This window comes from Marinobacter sp. KMM 10035 (assembly GCF_046537445.1).
GTDB lineage: Bacteria > Pseudomonadota > Gammaproteobacteria > Pseudomonadales > Oleiphilaceae > Marinobacter > Marinobacter sediminicola.
In genome coordinates, this window is sequence record NZ_JBBVMG010000001.1 from 2,483,395 (window position 1) to 2,503,828 (window position 20,434).

General features: G+C 52.4%; 18 protein-coding genes. 7 read left to right on the forward strand and 11 right to left on the reverse strand.

What is annotated here, in order from left to right; genetic code table 11:
* Position 1: 1 nt before the first annotated feature.
* Positions 2–937, reverse strand: coding sequence for an ABC transporter ATP-binding protein (locus AADB16_RS11150; protein WP_410803300.1), 936 nt, complete (start codon positions 935–937; stop codon positions 2–4).
* 148 nt (positions 938–1,085) lie between these two features.
* On the opposite strand from AADB16_RS11150, the gene AADB16_RS11155 reads away from it, so the two are divergent.
* Together AADB16_RS11155 and AADB16_RS11160 are read left to right on the forward strand one after the other, a co-directional pair.
* A complete protein-coding gene (locus tag AADB16_RS11155) occupies positions 1,086–1,550 on the forward strand; it encodes a hypothetical protein (protein ID WP_410803302.1) in 465 nt (154 codons plus the stop codon).
* Between the two features lie 98 nt (positions 1,551–1,648).
* Positions 1,649–1,954 carry a hypothetical protein gene (locus AADB16_RS11160; RefSeq protein ID WP_410803304.1) on the forward strand — a complete coding sequence of 102 codons (306 nt, stop codon included), beginning with the start codon at positions 1,649–1,651 and terminating at the stop codon, positions 1,952–1,954.
* 4 nt (positions 1,955–1,958) lie between these two features.
* Here the strand turns inward: AADB16_RS11160 and AADB16_RS11165 are convergent, their stop codons facing one another.
* Entirely contained in the window at positions 1,959–2,531 is a 573-nt protein-coding gene (locus AADB16_RS11165; protein WP_309044545.1) for a hypothetical protein, read from the reverse strand.
* Between the two features lie 183 nt (positions 2,532–2,714).
* On the opposite strand from AADB16_RS11165, the gene cls reads away from it, so the two are divergent.
* Positions 2,715–4,145: a cardiolipin synthase gene (gene cls / locus AADB16_RS11170; RefSeq protein WP_410803306.1), complete on the forward strand. Its 1,431-nt coding sequence runs from the start codon at positions 2,715–2,717 to the stop codon at positions 4,143–4,145.
* Between the two features lie 33 nt (positions 4,146–4,178).
* A complete protein-coding gene (locus AADB16_RS11175) occupies positions 4,179–5,588 on the forward strand; it encodes a MipA/OmpV family protein (RefSeq protein WP_410803308.1) in 1,410 nt (469 codons plus the stop codon).
* 26 nt (positions 5,589–5,614) lie between these two features.
* Here AADB16_RS11175 and AADB16_RS11180 read toward each other — a convergent pair whose 3' ends face one another.
* The 3 genes from AADB16_RS11180 to AADB16_RS11190 are packed head-to-tail and all read right to left on the reverse strand — an operon-like array spanning position 5,615 to position 8,623.
* On the reverse strand, positions 5,615–7,081 hold the full coding sequence (locus AADB16_RS11180; RefSeq protein ID WP_309044542.1) for a PhnE/PtxC family ABC transporter permease: 1,467 nt from the start codon (positions 7,079–7,081) through the stop codon (positions 5,615–5,617).
* A 16-nt stretch (positions 7,082–7,097) separates the two neighbouring features.
* Positions 7,098–7,748: an ATP-binding cassette domain-containing protein gene (locus tag AADB16_RS11185; protein WP_309044541.1), complete on the reverse strand. Its 651-nt coding sequence runs from the start codon at positions 7,746–7,748 to the stop codon at positions 7,098–7,100.
* On the reverse strand, positions 7,748–8,623 hold the full coding sequence (locus tag AADB16_RS11190) for a putative selenate ABC transporter substrate-binding protein (RefSeq protein ID WP_410803311.1): 876 nt from the start codon (positions 8,621–8,623) through the stop codon (positions 7,748–7,750). Before AADB16_RS11190 ends, AADB16_RS11185 begins: the two co-directional genes overlap by 1 nt.
* A gap of 195 nt (positions 8,624–8,818) precedes the next feature.
* Here AADB16_RS11190 and senB point away from each other — a divergent pair, with 195 nt between their 5' ends.
* Entirely contained in the window at positions 8,819–9,805 is a 987-nt protein-coding gene (gene senB, locus AADB16_RS11195) for a selenoneine biosynthesis selenosugar synthase SenB (RefSeq protein WP_410803313.1), read from the forward strand.
* A 2-nt stretch (positions 9,806–9,807) separates the two neighbouring features.
* Here the strand turns inward: senB and selD are convergent, their stop codons facing one another.
* The 4 genes from selD to AADB16_RS11215 all read right to left on the reverse strand — a co-directional run bounded on the left by selD (position 9,808) and on the right by AADB16_RS11215 (position 14,820).
* Positions 9,808–12,084 carry a selenide, water dikinase SelD gene (gene selD, locus AADB16_RS11200; protein WP_410803315.1) on the reverse strand — a complete coding sequence of 759 codons (2,277 nt, stop codon included), beginning with the start codon at positions 12,082–12,084 and terminating at the stop codon, positions 9,808–9,810.
* Complete coding sequence (locus tag AADB16_RS11205) at positions 12,084–12,734, reverse strand: helix-hairpin-helix domain-containing protein (RefSeq protein ID WP_410803317.1); 651 nt, start codon at positions 12,732–12,734, stop codon at positions 12,084–12,086. The genes selD and AADB16_RS11205 overlap by 1 nt, the downstream gene beginning before the upstream one ends.
* Positions 12,735–12,772: 38 nt before the next feature.
* Positions 12,773–13,171 carry a hypothetical protein gene (locus AADB16_RS11210; RefSeq protein WP_410803319.1) on the reverse strand — a complete coding sequence of 133 codons (399 nt, stop codon included), beginning with the start codon at positions 13,169–13,171 and terminating at the stop codon, positions 12,773–12,775.
* A gap of 128 nt (positions 13,172–13,299) precedes the next feature.
* Positions 13,300–14,820 carry a GNAT family N-acetyltransferase gene (locus AADB16_RS11215; protein ID WP_410803321.1) on the reverse strand — a complete coding sequence of 507 codons (1,521 nt, stop codon included), beginning with the start codon at positions 14,818–14,820 and terminating at the stop codon, positions 13,300–13,302.
* A 114-nt stretch (positions 14,821–14,934) separates the two neighbouring features.
* Here AADB16_RS11215 and AADB16_RS11220 point away from each other — a divergent pair, with 114 nt between their 5' ends.
* Positions 14,935–16,821 carry a methyl-accepting chemotaxis protein gene (locus AADB16_RS11220; protein ID WP_410803323.1) on the forward strand — a complete coding sequence of 629 codons (1,887 nt, stop codon included), beginning with the start codon at positions 14,935–14,937 and terminating at the stop codon, positions 16,819–16,821.
* Positions 16,822–16,828: 7 nt separating this feature from the next.
* Here AADB16_RS11220 and AADB16_RS11225 read toward each other — a convergent pair whose 3' ends face one another.
* Positions 16,829–17,779, reverse strand: coding sequence for a hypothetical protein (locus AADB16_RS11225; protein WP_410803325.1), 951 nt, complete (start codon positions 17,777–17,779; stop codon positions 16,829–16,831).
* A 208-nt stretch (positions 17,780–17,987) separates the two neighbouring features.
* On the opposite strand from AADB16_RS11225, the gene AADB16_RS11230 reads away from it, so the two are divergent.
* Positions 17,988–18,542: a DUF4442 domain-containing protein gene (locus tag AADB16_RS11230; RefSeq protein ID WP_410803327.1), complete on the forward strand. Its 555-nt coding sequence runs from the start codon at positions 17,988–17,990 to the stop codon at positions 18,540–18,542.
* 21 nt (positions 18,543–18,563) lie between these two features.
* Here AADB16_RS11230 and recQ read toward each other — a convergent pair whose 3' ends face one another.
* Positions 18,564–20,432: a DNA helicase RecQ gene (recQ, locus tag AADB16_RS11235; RefSeq protein ID WP_410803329.1), complete on the reverse strand. Its 1,869-nt coding sequence runs from the start codon at positions 20,430–20,432 to the stop codon at positions 18,564–18,566.
* Between the last annotated feature and the right edge of the window lie 2 nt (positions 20,433–20,434).

Sequence of the window (20,434 nt, forward strand, 5' to 3'; positions counted from 1 at the left end):
GTTAGCCCTTGGTGGCTTGTTCATGCACCAGGCCGACAAATATGTCTTCCAGGGAGCTTTCCCGAGTGCGCAGGTCGCGGTAATCAACCCCTATATCACCAAGAGTTCGTAGTAATCTCGCGACGCCAGCCTGCTCCTGCTGTGAATCGAAGGTATATATCAGTTCGTAGCCATCTTCGGACAGCTCAACTGGTTCAGTTTTCAATTCACTCGGCACTTCGTCCAGTTTGTTTTGCAGTTGCAGGCGCAGTTCCTTCTTGCCGAGTTTGCTCATCAGCTGGCTTTTGTCTTCCACCAGAATGATTTCACCTTGGCGTATCACTCCGATGCGATCCGCCATTTCTTCAGCTTCTTCTATGTAGTGGGTAGTGAGAATGATGGTTACGCCGTCTTCCCGGAGTTTGCGAACCATCTCCCACATGTCGCGACGGAGCTCTACGTCTACTCCGGCCGTAGGCTCATCAAGGAACAGTATTCGCGGCTCATGGGACAAGGCTTTGGCAATCATCAGCCGGCGCTTCATGCCACCAGAGAGGGTCATGATGCGGTTGTTCCGCTTATCCCATAGGGACAAATCCCTCAGCACTTTTTCAATGTGTGCTGGCTTGGGCGCTTTACCGAATAAGCCCCGGCTGAACGATACGGCGTTCCACACAGTTTCAAATGAATCGGTGTTGAGTTCCTGGGGCACCAGACCAATGGTTGCACGGGCCTTGCGGTAATCCTTGATGATGTCAAAACCACCCGCACGGACTTCACCCGATGTCATGTTGGCGATACCGCAAATGATGCTGATCATGGTGGTTTTGCCGGCGCCGTTTGGGCCAAGCAAAGCAAAAATTTCACCCCGATTGATTTCAAGATTGATGTTTTTCAGGGCCTGGAAACCGCCCTCATAAATCTTGTTGAGGTTTTTAACGGAAATATCCGGTTGCACGGGCGTATTCCTGTTTTCGAATGTGGGTCAGATATGCGAGCGCGGCATTTTCTCATGTATGGCGCTGGTTTAGAAATCTTTGCCTTGACGCAGATAGTGTCCATAATGCTTGGTGGTTTTCAACAGGGGGTTTAAGCCCGGTATCGGTATGTTACGAGCGATTTTGATTTCAGGTTTCGTTTTGGGCCTGGCGGTAGTAACTGTATTGGGTGTTCGCTGGTTAAAAACCCCGGACAATGGGGCTGTAGCCGTTGCGCTACCTGCATGCGACATACTTGGGCCTCCCTGTGAATGGGAAACGGGATCGGGCGTTTGGAATGTTAGCCTGCAGAATATCGGCGACAAAGGGCAGGGCACGGAATACCAGCTAACCGTTTCTGCGCCGGTCGCACCAGAGCGCTTCATCGCAGTTTTGCGGGGGGAATCCATGTACATGGGAGAGTACCCCGTACCGCTGCGCAGAGGAGATAACGGGAAATATTCTGCGCAGTTTGTTGCACCTTTGTGCACCACGGGCACTGAAATGGTGTGGCGTGTTGATCTACAGGGTGGCCAGCAGCCCCTTTTAGAATCCGTACCCTTGAAGCTTATATTTCAGAGTGAGGGTCATTGAGTAGACCAAACTGGCCCTTATTCACCCTATGCCTTGGCTGACAAAACCTTAGAAAAGTGTAAAATCATGCAAGAATTCGCGCTAACTTCAGAGAAAATATGATGGATTATGGGGAAAGTGTACAAAAAGTACTACTGAGGAAGATTCGCAAGGCAGAACAAGATCTGATGCAGCTGAAGTTGGATTATTGCCGTTTTGTTTTTGGCCTTACCCATCGGGCCAGAGTGTTGTCGGGTGGAGATACCTACCTGATTCTCTCAGTAGATGTGGAGTCTATGAAATCTACGGAGGATGGTGCATTTACTCGCCCGTCCGTCGCAGGTGTACCAGTAGACACGCCGAACCAGACAGATCCAGTGCCCTTGGGCACAGACTGGGTATTGGAGCAGCACAACAAAAGTTAAGAAATCAGATCAGTGCGTTCGCGGTAATAGCTGAGTAAAGACTGCTTTCAGGCTGAACGTACTGGTGGGTCTGCCAGAATTCCGCGCCTTCAAGCCCGGCGCGGAAACAGGCCAGCAGGACACCGCAGGAAGTCAGCGTTGCAATCGCCTGCACGGCCTCTGACTGTCGAATACCGGTTTTACGGGCGGCGATCTGGGCCACCAAGCCCGCCAATGAATCACTGTGCCGTTCTGATTGGTCGCACAGAGCGCAACCGGCTCCGTATAGCCAGGCTGCGGCGTATGCACGAACCGTTTCCGGCGCTTCATTCAGCTGTAGGCCACTTATTCGACAATCCCGCTCTTGAAGCCCTGCAAGAATGTGCAGCTGGGTAAACAACTCTGTACGATCTGCAGAAGCTAGACGTTTCTGCTTTTGAACAACCGGCTTTTCTTTGCGTGTTACCGGTAGGAGTTGGTTGTCAGTTGCAGTAGCTAGTAGAGGTTCGGAGCGAGTCAGCATTAGCATTCGCCACACCAGGGTCACAACCAAAACCAGCAGGCCGACCTGAGTCAGTACAACAAGTCCTTCGATCATGAGCGGTGCTACCTTGAATGAACTATTACAGAACGTTTCAACAGTGTAACGGATTGTATCCTTAAGTCGCCGCGAACTCTTGGTCATTACCGGCCTTTAAGCCGACCGACCTGCAGAAATTGTGACAAGGTTCCCAGTGGCTAGTGAAAGAGAGAAGGCCCCAATACCACCAAAGGCAGCCTGATGACGATTATTCTGGTACTCCACACTCTTTTGGTTCTCACGTTTACCATTCGGATTTTGCTCCGGGATGATCTCTCGCCTCCTGGTCGGCTCGCCTGGTTTGTGGTTCTCAATTTGTTGCCTTATTTCGGCAGCGCAATTTATTTCCTGTTCGGCGAAACAGATATTGGCAATCGCGCAAGCAAGCGACACAAAGAAGTTTTCCACGAAATAAGGGCGAAAGCGTCCTGGTTTATGGGTGATGCTGCCAATACCGAGGCGCTAATTGAGCCGGTGTATCGGCCTGCATTTCGTTATGCAGGTTCCATCAATGGCTTCCATCCTTCAACGGGTAATACCGCCGAGCTGATGAAAGACGGCAATGAAACTCTTGAAAGAATGGTGGCCGATATAGATGCAGCTACCGATCACGTTCACGTGCTCTATTACATCTGGCTTGACGACAATACCGGTCACGCCATTGCTGAAGCCCTGATTCGAGCGGCTCATAGGGGCGTGGTATGCCGGGCCATGGCGGATGGGCTGGGTTCACGTGCGATTATTAACTCCCCGCTCTGGCAACGTATGGAAGAGGCGGGCGTTCGTATGGCGGTTGCTCTATCCTTGAAGCATCCTATTCGCACCATTCTGACCAGCCGGCTGGATCTCCGGAACCACCGAAAAATTACGGTAATTGATGCTCGCATCACTTATTGCGGCAGCCGGAACTCAGCAGACCCGGAGTTTCTGATCAAGGCAAAATACGCGCCCTGGGTCGATATCATGCTTCGGTTTACCGGGCCGGTAGTGGTTCAGAATCAATTGCTGTTTGCCAGTGACTGGATGCAGGCCACCAACGAGTCACTGGATGGCATACCATTATCGTCAGGGCGTGGCGAAGGCGGTTTTCCTGCACAGGTTATGGGCGTTGGCCCAACGGAGCGCCACGGTGCCACGCCTCATCTCTTTGCTAACCTGTTTGCCTGCGCCCAAAGCGAACTGACCCTTTCTACGCCTTATTTCGTTCCGGACGCTACGGTTCTGGAAGCCCTTTGTGCCGCTGCATACAGGGGCGTGAAAGTTGCGCTGATCTTCCCCAAAATTAATGATAGCTTGATTGTGGCCGCTGCCAGCCGCAGCTATTATCATCGGCTTCTCGATGCGGGCTGCGTTATTCATGAGTTCAAAGGAGGGTTACTGCATGCAAAGACCCTCACCATTGATGGAAAAATCAGCCTGATCGGGTCGTCGAATCTCGACTTGAGAAGCTTCGATCTCAACTACGAAAACAATATCCTTCTGCAAGATGAGGCCACAACAAAGGCCATTAAGGAACGCCAGCAGAGCTATATCGACCGATCTGAGGTGGTCAGTTTGCCAGAGGTTCTTGCCTGGCATTATCACGAAAGGATTTGGCACAACGTTATCGCAACCATTGGCCCTGTTTTATAACCACGGGTATCTGCGACAAACCCGAAACTCAAGATGAAATCAGGATGTATCAGGTTCAGCGTCTGTCTGAGCCTTTGTTTAACTGCGGGTGATGGTTACGCCAGCCTGCCGGACACCCGAACGTCTGTTAACGAAGTGCCCGCAGGCACAGTTGGCCTTGGGGCCGCCTTGCGCAGAGGGACTAGCCCTTACGTTGGGGTGGATAATATATCCGGCGTACTCAATGACAGCAAAGCAGACCTTATCCCGCTCTATCTTTATGAAGGAAAATGGCTTTTTGCCCATGGCACTTCAGCGGGAGCGCACCTTGTTAAATCGGATTGGTTGAATGTCGATTTGCTTGCCAAGTATCGGTTTAACCGGCTTGAATCGGATGCTACCCCTTATTTCGATGGCATCAGCGATAGGGATCAAACTGTCGATATGGGCTTCTCAGCCACGATTTTTGGTGATTGGGGCGCACTTTCAACAACTTGGGCAAATGATGTTCTTGGTGTTCACAACGGTTATGAGTGGGACTTTACCTACTCCTACGGCTGGGAACTTGGCCGCTGGTCTTTCACGCCGTTTGTCAGCTACGTGTACCAGGACAGCGACCTTACAGATTATTACTATGGCGTTGACGCCAATGAGGCGAGGGCTGACAGGCCTGTCTATGAGCCGGATTCCGCAACTTTCTGGCGCGCCGGCATTAACTCTTCTTATCAGGCAACATCACGCTTGCTGCTGTTTACAAACGTCGCCTCCCAACATGTGGATAGCGAGATCTACAACAGCCCGCTGGTGGACGAGTCGCAGCTTGTTTCGGCCACATTCGGTTTTGCCTACCTGTTCGGGAACGCACTGAACGATTCAACCAAGCAGCCTGGCTCGGAGCGCTCAGGGGAGTGGTCATGGCGACTGAATTCTGGTTATCAGGCAGAAGGACCTTTTACTCGAACACTCACAGGTACTCTAAAGCGCAGCGAAGATGTTCACGCCTACATGGCCGGCTTAACGCTTGGAAAACTTATTTCCGACGGCAAGTACGTCGATTATTGGGGCAGGCTTTCGATAAATCGCCGTTTCGAAAATGGATACCAGGACAATTTTGGTGAATACAACGCCTATGTAATGGCCATGACGCCGGCTCAGCCGCCCTGGTCATCGAAGGAGTGGTTTCGCTTTGGTATTGGTTTTGGCTTTTCCTATGCAGCGGAAGTGCCTTATGTAGAGCAGGTTAAACAGGCCAAACGGGAGCGAAATACCTCACGTTTTCTCAATTACCTAGAGGGACAGCTGGATGTGCCACTTCGTTTGTTTACTGATAACAAGGCGGTAAGCAACTGTTATGTCGGCGTTTCCTTGCTGCATCGCTCGGGTATTTTTGCCAAATCAGATATTCTGGGCAGCGTATCAGGCGGTTCCGACATGGTGACTGGGCACATAGAGTGTAAGCGCTAAGTTTCTATTCTCTATGGCGCTGCGCCTTAGCAAGTTGGCATGGTCTGGAGTGCAAGCTTTCGACGTATATAGCGCCCTAGTGTATCCACACCGATGTTGAGCAGGGCGGTTACCAATATCAGTACCATGGCTCGATCAAACCGGATGTTCTGTATGGCACTGTCTACATAGAAACCCAGGGTGTAGATGCCGAGAATCCCCAGAATGGCTGTTTCCCGCATGATGATTTCCCAGCGATAGAACAAAAACGCCAAAAACGAACGGTAAACACGGGGCACCAGTTCCCAGCCATATCGATTTAAGCCGCTTGGCGCATCCGGGCGAAGTTTGATTGAGCTGGTTTGCCGGCCTATCAGGTGCCCTATGATGCCGCCATTGTGCAAAGCCAAAGCTACAACCGCTGGCAACATGGATGGCCCCCAGAGCTGCAAAAGAATATAAGCCAGAATGTACTCAGGTGTAGAGCGAGCGATCACCAATGCAACATGGCCGGCATTGCGCCTTATGGGACCGCCAAAGTGATTTGAGATCAACGGGAATGCCAGCAACGATATAATCCCCGTAGCCACCAAGGCAATCTGAGTGAGCACAATGGTGTTCCAGATGCCCGGCATGGCCTCGTTAATCATCAAATCATTCAACCAGGGGGTAAGGCCCGCGAGACCTTCGCCATTCCGCAGTGGCGCAGGCACTATGTCTTCCGTAAAGAAACGCTGCACGTTGCCCCACACAATGGGCAAACCCTCACCAAGAAAGAAGGGGGCACCAAGAATGTATACAGGCAGAAGCTTTGGCCGCACCCAGAGGGGCATGGTGGCAATCAGGATGTAAAACAGAATCAGCATGGCGCCGGCGTCTGAATACAGCCCTTGGGAGAACGAGGCCTCCAGATAAAACCCGAGTGTTGGCAAACCAACAAAGCCAAGAATCGCGCTGGAGCGCAAGCCGCATTCAAGGCGGTAAGCAGTATAGGTGCGCATTTTCACCCAGCAATCGGGGATGCGGGTATAGAGAAACGCAGAGATAACTCCGGTGCCCGGAGGCAATGCCCGACCGGGTTCCGGATCTGCCTCTTCGAGAATTTCCGAGTACACCTTGGCGAAAATGCCCGCGTAGGGGATAGCAATAGCCAGCACGCCCGTTAAGGGGTGAAAGCCAAAGAACTGCAGAAAAATCAGCGCCCAGAACAGTTCGTGAATGGCACGCACAAAGGCGCAGAACATGCGCACGGGTAAGGATCGGTACACCAGCGCCAGAAGGAACCCGGCAATACCACCTAGCGCCACACCAACAAACGCAAAAGCAACCGTTCTTAACAGGGCAGTCATCAGCCCTTCGCTACTGAAGAAGTTGGGCGTTACGATTCCCAGGAAGAAATTACCAAGATCTCGCCAGGGGTTGGAGGCTGTAATGGCAATATCGGCAAACAGAAGCCCCACCAAGGCAATGGCAAGGAAAATAAGGCTGGTACGAACCGTTGGGGAAGAGAGCATGAAACGGCCGGGTTACCTAGTAAAGAGACATGATGTCTGAAGCCGCAAGGCGTTCGGCAGCTTCGTCCAGGGCGATTTGCCCATCCTGTATGCCAACAATTCTGGTGCAGTATTTCAGCGCCAGTTCCACATCGTGCAGCGCAATAATGCTGGTTGAAAAGCCGTCCCGCAGCAGTGTCATTACCGAATGCGCCATAGGGCCATCCAGCGCCGAAACCGGCTCATCTGCGAGCAGCACCGGTGCATTACGATAGAGAGCACGGGCAATGGCAACTCGCTGTCGTTGACCACCCGACAGGGATGCCGTGGGTGTCCACAGCTTTTCTGTCATGCCAAGTGACTGCAGCAAGCTGTTTACTTCGGTACGGTCCTTGGCGAAGGGGCGCGCCAGGGTAACCGTGTTGTACCAGGTGGCATGTTTATCCAGCTGCCCCATGTAGACGTTATGGAACACAGAGAGGGCGCTCACCAAACCCAGCTCTTGCGGGATGAGGGAAGAGTCCCGGTTAACGCGTTCATGGATAAGCCGAATGAGGGTGGATTTTCCCGCACCGCTTTTACCCACCAGCGCAATCTTTTCGCCCGGGTTAATCTGCAGCGACAGCGGGCCTATAACCCGCTTGCCGCTGAATGAAGCCGTGAGGCCAGAGAAATCAAAGCCTGACATCAATCGAGGATTCCAATCTCTTCAGCTGTTTTACGAATCGGCTCATAGTCGTCGTTGGAGGCAGGAATAAAGCCTGAACGCGGAAAGCTTTCAAGCAGTTGGGGGTTATCCAGATTCAGCAGTGCTTCGGTAACACGCATCTTGAAGCCTTCACCAAACCGCTCATCCACATCTCCACGAATGGTCCATTGGTAATCAGGGTATGCAGGTGTTTTCCAGATAACCTGAACGGCATCGGTATCAATGTTTCCGTCACCCAGTTCTTTCTCCCAAACCTGGAAGTTAAGTGCGCCTACATCGTAAGTGCCGGCCTCAACCAAACGAAGGGTACGCGTGTGGTTGCCACTGAAGCCAACCCGCGAAAAGAAATCCTCTGGCTTGGAATCAAACGTATCGCGCACATAAAATTCAGGCATAAGGCGACCAGATGTTGAACCCTTGGATCCAAAGGTGAAGGTTTTGCCCTTGAGCTGGCTTTCCAGATCGCTCAGTTCACCAGCCGGTTTAATACCTGTGTTGGTATTGGCAATAAAGTAGGTCTCGAACGCTTCGTCTTCAACGCCTTGAGCGATCGCTTCTGACCCTTCAACCAGTCGTCGGGCCTGTACGCCGGATAGGCCGCCAAACCATGCCAGCTGCACCTGGTTGTTACGGAAGGCTGAAACCGCCGCAGCGTATGATTTTACCGGGATGTAACGCACTTCAACATCCAACTGCTCAGAAAGGTAATCCGCCACACCGCGAAAACGCTCTACCAGTTTGGTTTCGTCTTCGTCGGGGATTGCGGTAAATACAAATGTCTCCGCCGATGCGGTAACCGCGGTGACGCAGAACAAACTGGAAACCACTAACTTCCGTATAAGATTCAAAGCCATTTGAATTCCTTGATCGGTTGTGTGATTGATATAGCAAAGGCGTAGGATACTCTGATTGTTGCCGAGCCTGAACAGCTATACGTTTTGCGTGTTTAAATAGGTCAGGTTTCCGGGCACTATTCTCCGGAAACGCGATGCAAGTCTATCAAAGTTTCACCCGGGCCCTGAAACAGTGTCCTTATACCAAAGATACCTATGGATATTATCATCATCACGCCTGCGGCCCCTGGCTCGAAAGCTGGCAACAGGGCTACTGCAGAACGTTGGCAGGCGTTGCTGGAACGTTCAGGGCATCAGGTGTCAGTTGTCACGGAATACCGTGGTGAACCCTGTGAGCTTTTCTTAGCCCTTCATGCTTGGCGCAGCTACGATGCCGTGCACTTGTTTCGTGAGACCTGGCCGGGCAAACCTTTGGTGGTGGCTCTTACGGGAACAGACATATATGGGCACCAGTACAAATATCCTGAGCAAACCCTTTACTCCATGCAGGCGGCCGACGCGCTGATTGGACTGCATGCACAAGTGGGGGACGATATCCCTGAGAGTTTTCGGGGCAAGCTGGTCACGCTTTTTCAGTCAGCTGATAAGCCGGCAGAAGTGCCCGGAAATGGTGGCCCTGCCACATATGATTTTGACGTGTGTGTTATCGGCCACCTCAGGGCTGAAAAGGACTCACTGCGGGCGGCTAAGGCGGCAAGGTTGTTGCCCACAACATCTCGAATCCGTGTCTTGTGCGCGGGCAAGGCCCACGATGAACATTGGGAAAAACTTGCGACCCAGGAAGTAGATGAGAACCCAAGGTTTCACTGGCTTGGCGAGCTTGAGAAAGCCGATGTTGTGCAGCTGATGGCGAATAGCCAGTTATTGGTAATGAGCTCGGTGATGGAAGGTGGGGCCAACGTGGTATCGGAAGCCTGTCGAGCGGGTTTACCGGTGATTGCCTCAGATATTTCCGGTAATACTGGGTTGCTTGGTAAGGATTACGCCGGGTATTACCCGGTGGGCGACACGTCTGCGTTGGCCGCTGTTCTTGAACGGGCTGAAACCGATTCAGCATTTTTGGAGCAATTACGAGAGCAGGTGAACCAGCTGGCAAGCCAGTTTACGCCTGAAAAAGAACAGGAATCCCTGGAACAGGCGCTTTCACTTGCATTGCAACGCTGCTCCGGGAATGAATCCTGAGTTTAGTCCTTTAACGTAATCGGCTCGATTGGCCCGCTTTCATCCTGCGGGGTGACCCGACCGATGATGGCGGTATGCGGATAGCCAAGGGCTTTTAGCTCTCGAACGCACTCCTCTGCTTTATCTGCCGCAATACTCGCTAACAAGCCGCCGGCAGTTTGTGGATCAAAAATCAGCGGATAGCGTGGGTGATGCACCCATTTTTCCTGATCCCGAATACCACGACGCAAGCGTATGTTGGCCGGTTGAAGAGAACTGAGAATGCCTGCCGCAACGGTTTCTTCTGCACCTGGCAAGATGGGAATAGCAGAGAGGTCCAATTCCGCATCCACACCCGATGGCCGAGTCATTTCAACCAAATGTCCCAACAATCCGAAACCGGTCACATCGGTACAGGCTTTGGAGCCTAAACGACGCAGGCAGTCTGCTGCTGCTTTGTTCGACTGCACCATGGAGGCGAGAGCAGAATCGATCCAACGGCCTTTGGCCGCCAAGCGGGCGTGGGCCGCAAAGAGCGTTCCGGTGCCGATCGGCTTAGTGAGAATGAGCACATCGCCGGCTCGCAGGCCGCCTTTGCTCATCACTTCATCAGGATCGATCAGGCCATTTACTGCAAAGCCCAAGGCAAGCTCTCGGCCTTCACCAGTATGACCACCCACCAGAGCACAGCCGGCTTCATTCAGCACATCCACTGCGCCAGACATCATTTGGAAAACAACGTCTTCCACCTTGGATTCGATACCGTAGGGCACCGTCGCGACGGCAGTCGCGCTTTGGGCTTCCGCGCCCATGGCAAAAACGTCACCCAAGGCATGGTTGGCGGCAACGCGGCCAAACGTATAGGGATCGTCAATAAAAGCCCTGAAAAAGTCGACGGTATGCACCACCGCTTTCCCTGGCGGGACTCTCAGTACTGCAGCATCATCGGGCGCATGCAGGCCTATAATAATATCGTCCCGTTCGATGGGGCGTAGCTCACCTAAGGCACGGGAAAGAACCGTGCTGCCTACCTTGGCACCGCAACCACCGCAGCGCATGGCAACCGCAGAAATGGCTTGTGATGCTTCCTCAGGATTCTGGGCTGCCGTGGTATCGGGTAAAACGCCAGATTCTTCCATGGGAGGGAGATCGGTGAATTTTTCCATGAACCGACGGTCGATCCAGTCTTTCCAGCGCCACACCAGGGCACCATCGAACTGCAAATCGCCACGGGAGGCTACCGCGTACTTGTCACCGGTACTGATCAACGCCAGCCATTTTTTCTGGGGGTGGAAATCTTTCGGGGCTTTGCCCAATGCCATGCGTTTAAGGTTGTCCGCCAGTGGTGGGCCTTGACGCACGGCAAACACACCCGCTTTTTCACGGGGGTGATTAACCACATTAGCGATATCGCCGACGGCAAAAATGCTGTCGTCGTTTTCAACCTGCAAGGTGTCACGCACCCGGAGGAACAGGCCGTCGTCCAGTGCCAGGCCGGTTTCTTGAAGCCAGGCTGGTCCGCCAGCTCGGGTAACCCAAAGAACTTCATCTACCTGCTGGCTTTCGCCAGAGGCAGTGCGCAACAACCCATCGCTGACTTTTTCTACCGGGGACCCAAGGTGGAGCTTTACGCCACGATCAGAGAGTGTCGTTCGGAAAATTTCACGCACTTTGGTGTTGTGGGTCGGAAGAATTTCTTTGGCTGCATCAAATAAATGGAAGTGCAGCTGGTCGGAATCCCGCCCACGCTTTTCCAGCTCGTTCTTGAGGCGATACTGCATGGCAAGTGTGAGTTCTACGCCTCCCGCTCCTGCACCTACAACGCCAACCGTCAGCGGCCCTTGGTGATTCTCGATACGGGAGAGCAGGGAAAGCCACCGGTTGTTGAAGCCCGTGATTGGCTTTACAGGCACCGCGAATTCAGTAGCCCCTTCAACCTCATTCACTCTGGGGGAAGAGCCAATGTTGATCGAAAGTATGTCGTAAGGGACATCCGGACGGCCTTTGCAGATTACGCGCTTGCTGTTGCGATCTATGCCTATGGCTTCGGAACGGTAGAATCGTGCGCCGGCAAATTCCGCCAGCCGGCTCAGGTCGATGTGCACATCGTCGTAGCTGTAATGCCCAGCCACATAACCTGGCAGCATTCCGGAGTAGGGGGTGTGAGTGTCACGGCAAATGAGGGTCAAGCGCACGCCGGGAACGGGTTTCATTGCAAACCGTTTGAGTACCCCGACGTGGCTGTGCCCGCCGCCAATCAGGACAATGTCCCGTAATACAGGCTGCTCAGGCGCTCGCATCAGTTAATTTTCTTAGCTTCGGCCGTGAGTTGGTCGAACCCCTTGATGCTGGAGAAAGCCTTCAGCTTTTCCGTGTCTGCTGCCGATGGATTGGCAATCTGGTCAATGGAGGTAATGCCGGCGTCTTTCATCTTTTTGGCTGTGGCAGGCCCAATGCCTTTAACCAAGGTAAGATCGCTTCTGTCGGCGGCTTTCTTAGCCTTGGCTGCCGGTGCTTTCTTTGCTGCGGGCTTTTTGGCTGCTGCCTTTTTAGGTGCGGCTTTTTTGACCGCAGGTGCTTTGGCCTTGGTTTCTTTGGCAGTAGTATTTTTTGCAGGCGCTTTCTTGAGCTGCTTCTTGCTCTCTTTCTCGGCTTTGCGAATATCTTCTTTGGAAGCTACACCCAAACGTTCGAGAATGTTGGATTGCAGTTCGTGGAACTCTTCCAGCCGGCGCTCAAACTCATCACTAAAGCGCTTCATTTCGCGCTCACGAAGCTCATCCACTTCTTTCAGTAATCTGCGCACCGGGTCTTGAACCTGATGCTGCAGAGAGTCGAAGTGCTTCATTGCATCGTTGATCAAAGTTTCTATCTGGGCGGAGGTTTTTTCAAATTCTTTGTTGACCTTCTTTACAATTTTATCAACGCTCGATTTGGCATTTTTCGCCATGGTATTGACTCCTTGCAGGCGGGTAAAACGGATAGGAATCAGGCCATATGCCGCATGTTGGACACAGAACCCGAGGAACGTCGTGACTTCAACGACTGCTTTTTGGAAAGTACCTCTCTGATACGGCGTAATTTTTCTTCAAGAGTGGTGTCACCGTCTGACTTTAAATCGGAAAAGTCGATCGAATAAAAAAAGTTGCTGCAGTGCTTTCTGCGTTCAGTAATCAACCCAGACACATTCTCCGCCCGGATTTTATCAAACGGCATGTCCATAATCAGATCGAGCGTGACTGTATCGCCTGGATTGAACATCTTGTCCGTCTTCATAACGCACCCGTAAGAGTCCAGTTCAAAAAGCGCAGCATCAACCCGTTCCTTACGGAACAGACCATGCCGAATTGTGAATCGGGCAATAAGATCGGGCAACGCTTCGTTCATGAATACCAAGTCTCTACAGATCCGGTTTGGATATTGATTAAACAATTGATTAAACAATAGACACTGAAATCGGGATTTGCAACGCCATCAGTGCCATACGATAAACCTTTAACACTGTTCTTCAACAGCTATCGGGTGATAATTTCATACATATCAATTCTACGGTCTTTAAGGTTGGTAACAGACCCTTCATTGCGGACCAGTGTGAGCTTTTCCAGATCCATATCCGAGAACATGATCATCTCGGTATTGGGTGTTGTTTCAGCCATTACTGCATCGTGTGGGAATGCGAAATCAGACGGCGAAAATACCGATGACTGAGCGTACTGCACATCCAGGTTTTCCACTTTCGGCAAGTTCCCGACGCTGCCCGTGATGACCACATAGCACTCGTTTTCAATAGCCCTGGCCTGGGCGCAATGGCGAACCCTCAAATACCCGTTTTTGGTATCTGTCCAGAAGGGTACGCAGATGATGTCGACTTCCTTCATGGCGGCAATACGCCCAAGCTCGGGAAATTCGATGTCATAACAGATAAGGATCGCAACCCGCCCTGAGTCTGTATCGAATACTTCGAACTTGTTTCCACCTTCAACAACCCAGTCGCGGCGCTCGTGAGGGGTAATGTGGATTTTTCGTTGTTCGTCTACCCGGCCATCTCGATGGCAAAGATAGGACACGTTATAGACCCGATCGTTCTCCAGCAGTGGCATGGAACCGGTGATAATGTTGATGTTATAGCTCACCGCCATCTCTGACATACGATCCCGGAACTGCTGCGTAAAGCCGGCGAGGAACCGTATGGCTCGGGTTTGATCAACTTGATCGGTCAAGCCCATTAGGGGCGCGTTGAAAAACTCCGGGAAGAGCGCGAAGTCACTCTTGTAATCAGAGAGGGCGTCCACAAAGTACTCAACTTGCTCCAGCACTTCCTCGACTGAGCCGAACTCACGCATTTGCCACTGAACGGCGCCCATACGTACCTGGGTTTTCTTTTCGTTCAATACTGAGGAGGGTGGGGTATAAAGAATGTTCCGCCATTCCAGTAAAGTCGCATACCCTAGAGATTTCTCATCCTCAGGCAGATACTTGTGCATCAGACGGGTGACCTGGAAATCATTGGAAAGCTGAAAGCTCAGAATCGGGTCGTAGATATCCTTGCGGTCAACGCGGTCTATGTATTCGGCAGGGGAGTACTGCTCTGAATACTTGTGAAAGCCCGGTATACGCCCACCAGCCAAAATGGCGCGCAGGTTGATCGAGCGGCAAAGTTCCTTGCGAGCTTCGTACAGCCGGCGACCAAGCCGGTAGCCGCGATATTCAGGATGAATAAACACATCCAGCCCATAAAGCGAGTCGCCCTTCGGGTTATGACGGATTTGCTCATTGCTCAGAATCAAGTCGTCATAGGTGTGAGGGTTACTGAAACGCTCATACTTGACCGAAACTGTCAGAGCCACGGCCACCAGCTGGCCGTTATCTTCAATGCAAATCTGGCCGTCCGGGAACTGTTCAACCAGCGCTTTAATGGTATCTTTGGGCCAAGCCCCGCCAATGTCGTCGTAAACCCGATCCATGAGTACCTGGAGCTGTTCATAATCATCAAGCTTCAGGTTGCGGAGATTTAGGTGCAGCTCTTCATGGGCCATTCAGTGGGGCTCCTGTACGGCGGTGAAATGAATGTTCGAAACAAGTTTATCAGAAGGCATTAAAGAGTTCGCACAGACCGCCGTTAATCAATGAAACAAATTCAGGAGTACGCCGTGCATCTTACATTTGGTCAAAAACTGCTGGTCACCTTCAGCATTCTCCTGATATTGGTGATGGCCGCCTTTACGATTTCCGGGAACCTCCGCCTGCAGAATACATCGCAAACCTATGTGGATTCGTTAATCGAAAACACAGCGGAGCAGAATACGTCGAGTATTGCTGAATGGCTCAACACACGCCTTGTCATGACTGAATCAACAGCTAAAGCCCTCGAAACAGTGTCAGACGATTCACAGGCACATACGTTGTTGCAGGCGATTTCAACCGGCGGCAATTTCAAGGATGTGTACGTTGGCCGCGCTGATGGTTTCATGGTGATGAAAACCCAGGCCGACACCGATGCATTGCCTGAAGGTTATGACCCTCGCACTCGCCCCTGGTACAAGAGGGCCATGGATCTCGGGCGTGGATCCTTTACTACGCCTTATCTCGACGCTGCAACCGGCGAGATTGTTATCTCAACCTTCGCGCCTGTGAGGCGTGGGCCGTATCAAGGCGTTGCCGGCGCGGATATTACACTCAATGCCATTGAGCAAATGTTGTCAGTGATCAACCTGGCAGGCACCGGGTATGCAGCTCTGATCAGTAAAGACGGCACAGTTCTGTACCATCCGAACAAAAGCCTGATTGGCAAAAAAATCAGCTCACTGCTTGGTGAGGCTCCAAAGCTGAACAAAGACGTGCACAGCTATGAGCAGGAAGGTTCTGCCTGGAGCGCCAGCTTTCACTCAATCAGCAATGCCCGTGGTGTTGACTGGTACCTGGGTACCTTCGTAAACCAGGACAAAATAAACGCCCCTGTGCGAAGCGCCATGATAACCGGTGCGATTATCGCCATCGTTGGGCTTTTGGTGTCGCTCGTCGTGCTTCATCTGGGAATTCGCACCTTGATGGCGCCCGTGCGCAGGTTGAATGCTGCCATGGCAGATATTGGATCAAACGATGCTGACCTCACCCAGCGCCTGGATGACAGCGCCCGTGATGAATTTGGGCAGTTGGCTGCAAGTTTTAATCAGTTTGTCGGTAAAATCCATCAGGTTGTCCGTGAAGTCCAACAGGGAAGCGGCGAGCTGGCCAGCAACGTAACCGCCCTTAGAAATACAGCCAAGACTAGCCGCAGCAGCGTTGACAATCAGCAGGCCGAAATCGATATGGTAGCGGCGGCGATAAACGAGATGTCCGCAGCGGCGCATGAAATTGCACAAAATGCTCAGCAAACCGCAGATGCGGCCAACACTGCAGATGACGACAGTCGTGCATCGCTAGAAACCATGTCTGCCTCGCGGGATGCGGTGCAGAAGCTTTCCCACGAAGTAAGCGCGGCTGCCGAGGTCATCGACTCACTGGGGCGCGATGTTGCCTCCATCACAACCGTGCTGGAAGTTATTCAGGGCATTGCTGAGCAGACCAACCTGTTGGCACTGAACGCCGCCATTGAAGCTGCGCGGGCAGGGGATGCTGGTCGCGGTTTTGCAGTGGTTGCCGACGAAGTAAGAAACCTTGCAAGACGAACTCAAACAAGCACTGAAGAAATCAACAATATGATTGAGCGCCTGCAAACGGGTGCCAATGACGCGGTAGAGGTAATGAAAGCATCAACCGCGGTGTCTAACGTGAGCATGGAAAAAGCTCAGGATGCCATGGATTCCCTGAACCGTATTACTGGCGCCATTACCGCCATTAGCGAGATGACCTCTCAGATTGCTACGGCCTCTGAGGAGCAAACATCGGTAACGGAAGAGCTGAATTCGTCGATTACCCGTATTGCGGATCAAGGCCAGGAAGCCGCTGCAGCCGCAAGCGAAAACGATGTTTATAGCGGGCATATCGAAAAGATTGGCCACACCCTCGATGGTAACGTATCTCGCTTTCGGGTTTGATTGAGGCTCAGTTGCGAAGCAACTCAATGCGCCAGCGTAGGTTATTCAGTGTATCGCGGCCAATGTTGCCTGATTCCTCGCTCAGGAAAGGGTTATCCAGAACGATGATCGTGCGCTTATCCAGATTGAGGGTGGCGACTGCCTCACCATAATACTGGTCAAGAAACACACCAAAGCTGCCATCACGGATAGCGCGCTCCATTCCCAGTTGCAAACGATGCGCTGTTAACTGGTCTTCCGGACCCACAAACAGGTACGAGGGCATGGGGTAGGCCAGCACAAGGTTGGGTTCTACCGTCATCTCTGGGTCGTTTTCCATTTGCAGGTCGTTAATCACCTCACTGACACCTCTGGCAAAGCAGTCGAAACGGTGTTTTCTCAGCATTCCAAATAGAATTTCATAACGGGAGTGGGTAATCACAGGTATTTCGTTGTTTCTGAGAATTGGTGTGTCTGGCCAGTGATCACCTTGACCAATTCGTACACCACTTTCGCGAAGATCGTCGAGGGAGTGGATATCCTCAAACAGTGACAGGCTTTCTGGCATCACCACGCACACGCGAAAGCCAAGCAGCCCTCCATCTACAGGTACTGGAACAGGCGTCAAAAACTGCTCCCGCTCTGCCGATGTGGCCACATTGGCGATATCCACCATGCGGTTAACGCCTCGGGCCAGTTCGCGCAATGCCCGTCCCTGGCTAAGCTCCTGGCTCCGGATGATGCGGAACTCCCCATACTCGGGTGTTTTTTCCAATGCCAGAGTAACCAGCGCATGGATAGCGGGGCTATCGAAATTCCGATACCAGAGAACATACTCCTGAACAGGGGGCGGCGCCGGATTTGCCTGAACAAAGCCACTCAACAGAAGCGCACAAAAGAGCGCCAGGGAGAGCCTGGTTGCAACAGGCAGTTTGGGGCCTGCGTGACCACAAGTCAGAATGGTGTGGGCATATGGCACTATCCGTATCCTTGTGAAATGTTCCGAATCCATTCCAGCAAGCGAAAGCCAGCTGCTTTGACGTTATAACAATGATTTCAAGTAATGACACTTTAGATCAGAATTCTCCGGAGAGCCGCCAAATCTCACCACAAATATGTAAAAGAGTGTTGCGATGTGTGTTCGGCATTGTAATGATCCGCCTCAATAAAACTATCGGAGCAGAATAATGGCATTTATAGACAGGTTTATCGGGGCCACCGGTCAATGGATTTCCACCACGGATCCTAAAGCAACCTTGGCACAACCCGTAGAGTGGCTAAAGAAGACCGGGGGCTACGCTGCCGTTAACCGTCTAATAGGGATGTCGATCCCGTTCGCGCCCCGGAACCGGTTCAGCGTTGAAGAGGTTCGCCCAGGTTACGTGCGGGCGCGTATTCAACTCAAAGGTAACAAAAACCACTTTGGCAGCTTGTACGCAGGAGCTTACTTTCTTGTGGCGGAAATTCCGGGTGGGGTACTGACACTATTTGATCTTGGCCCAGCCTACACACCGATCCTGAAGGAAATGACTCTGCAGTTTTTGCTGCCCGCCAATTCGGATGTGACGGTAGAGTTTGAATTATCACCAGAAGAAGTTGCAGGGATTCTCGCGGATGCCGACGCTACTGGTCGGGCGAAGTTCAGCCTCACCGGAGAACTGCGCGATATGGAGGGCAATCACGTTGCTACATCCATCGCTCAGTACCGGGTTCGCAAGAAAGGCTTCAAGCCCGCGGTATAATGGAAAGCCTGAGGTTGTTCCTCAGGCTGGATCCAGCTCGGCAATGGCGGCGAGAAATATCTCGCCGTATTTCTCCAGTTTTGCCGCACCCACACCGCTCACGCCGCCAAGCTCATCGAGCGTTTTCGGTTTGCGATCCAGCATGTCAAACAGCGTGGTGTCGTGGAAAATAACGTAAGGCGGCACGCCTTGCTTGTCCGCTAGCTCCTTACGGCACGCTCTTAGTGCCTCCCAGCCCACGTGGTCTGTCACTTGGTCTTTAACCGGGCTGCCGGCTCTTCCACCTGAAGAGCGGCTTGAAGTCTTCTTAACTATTGGGTCCTTGCGCAATTCAACCTTGTGCTCGCCTTTCAGCAAGGGGCGGCATTCCTCAGCGAGCTGCAGCGCGCCATAGCCATCGGGATCTGTTCTCAAATAGCCGTTAGCCACCAGTTGACGGAACACCGACTTCCATTCGCTAACCGAAAACTCCGCACCAATGCCGTAGGTTGATACCTGGTGATGCCCCAATTGGAGGACGCGCTCATTTTCTGAACCTCGCAACACATCAATAAGGTGGGTAACGCCAAAGCGTTGCCCGGTGCGGAACACGCAAGACAGTGCTTTTTGAACGGCAACTGTGCCGTCCCAGGTTGCAGGTGGATTCAGGCAGGTATCACAGTTACCACAGGGAATATCCAGCGCATCGCCAAAATAGTTCAACAGGACTTGCCGACGGCATTTGGTCACCTCACACAGCCCGAGCATGGCATCCAGCTTCTGCCGCTCAATGCGCTTGAAGTGATCGTTCCCCTGGGAGGCTTCCAGCATCTGCCGCAGCTTGATCACGTCCTGAAGGCCATACACCATCCAGGCCGTAGAAGGCTTTCCATCACGGCCCGCACGGCCGGTTTCCTGGTAATAGGCTTCCAGGCTTTTAGGTAAGTCGAGGTGTGCTACAAAGCGCACATCTGGTTTATCTATGCCCATACCGAAGGCGATGGTGGCGACAATAATCACACCATCTTCCCGGAGAAAGCGCTCCTGATTGCGAGCCCGATCGTTTGCCGGAAGCCCCGCATGGTAGGGCAATGCGGTGTAACCTTTCTGGGAAAGCATCTTCGCGGTGGCATCCACTTTGTTGCGAGACAAGCAATAAACTATGCCGCAGTCAGCTTCATGCTCTGCTTTAATAAAGTCCAGCAACTGCTTGTTCGCATTCACCTTAGGAGCTATACGGTATTGAATATTTGGGCGATCAAAACCGCTAATGAAGTGCCGCGCCTCGGTGAGGGACAGACGCTCCGCGATCTCTTTGCGAGTACGCTCGTCGGCCGTTGCCGTTAACGCAATTCGGGGAATAGCTGGGAACTCATTCGCGAGTACCGCCAGTTGCAGATAGTCAGAACGGAAGTCATGCCCCCATTGAGATACGCAGTGGGCTTCGTCAATGGCGAATAACGAAATAGACGCATCGTGCAGCAGCTGGAGTGTACGGGGTTGAATGAGCCTCTCTGGCGCGCAATAAAGAAGATCAAGTTCACCGGTGCTCAGTGCGTACTCGGTTGCGCGTGCCTGTTCAAAATCCATCGTTGAATTGAGAAAAGCCGCTTTCACACCCAACTCACGCAACGCTGCAACCTGATCTTGCATCAAGGCGATCAGTGGCGAGATAACAATGGCCGTGCCGGTTCGAACAAGCGCAGGAACCTGATAGCAGAGGGATTTACCGCCGCCAGTGGGCATGAGCACCAAGGCATCGCCACCAGATACGACCTCATGGATGATATCCCCCTGCAGAGGGCGGAACGATTCGTACCCGAACACTTCGTGCAAAACCTGTTCGGGGCTTCTGCCAGATGTAGTGGGCCTCTCGGCAGAAAGCTGTTCAAAGTCCTGGTCGGGATACATAG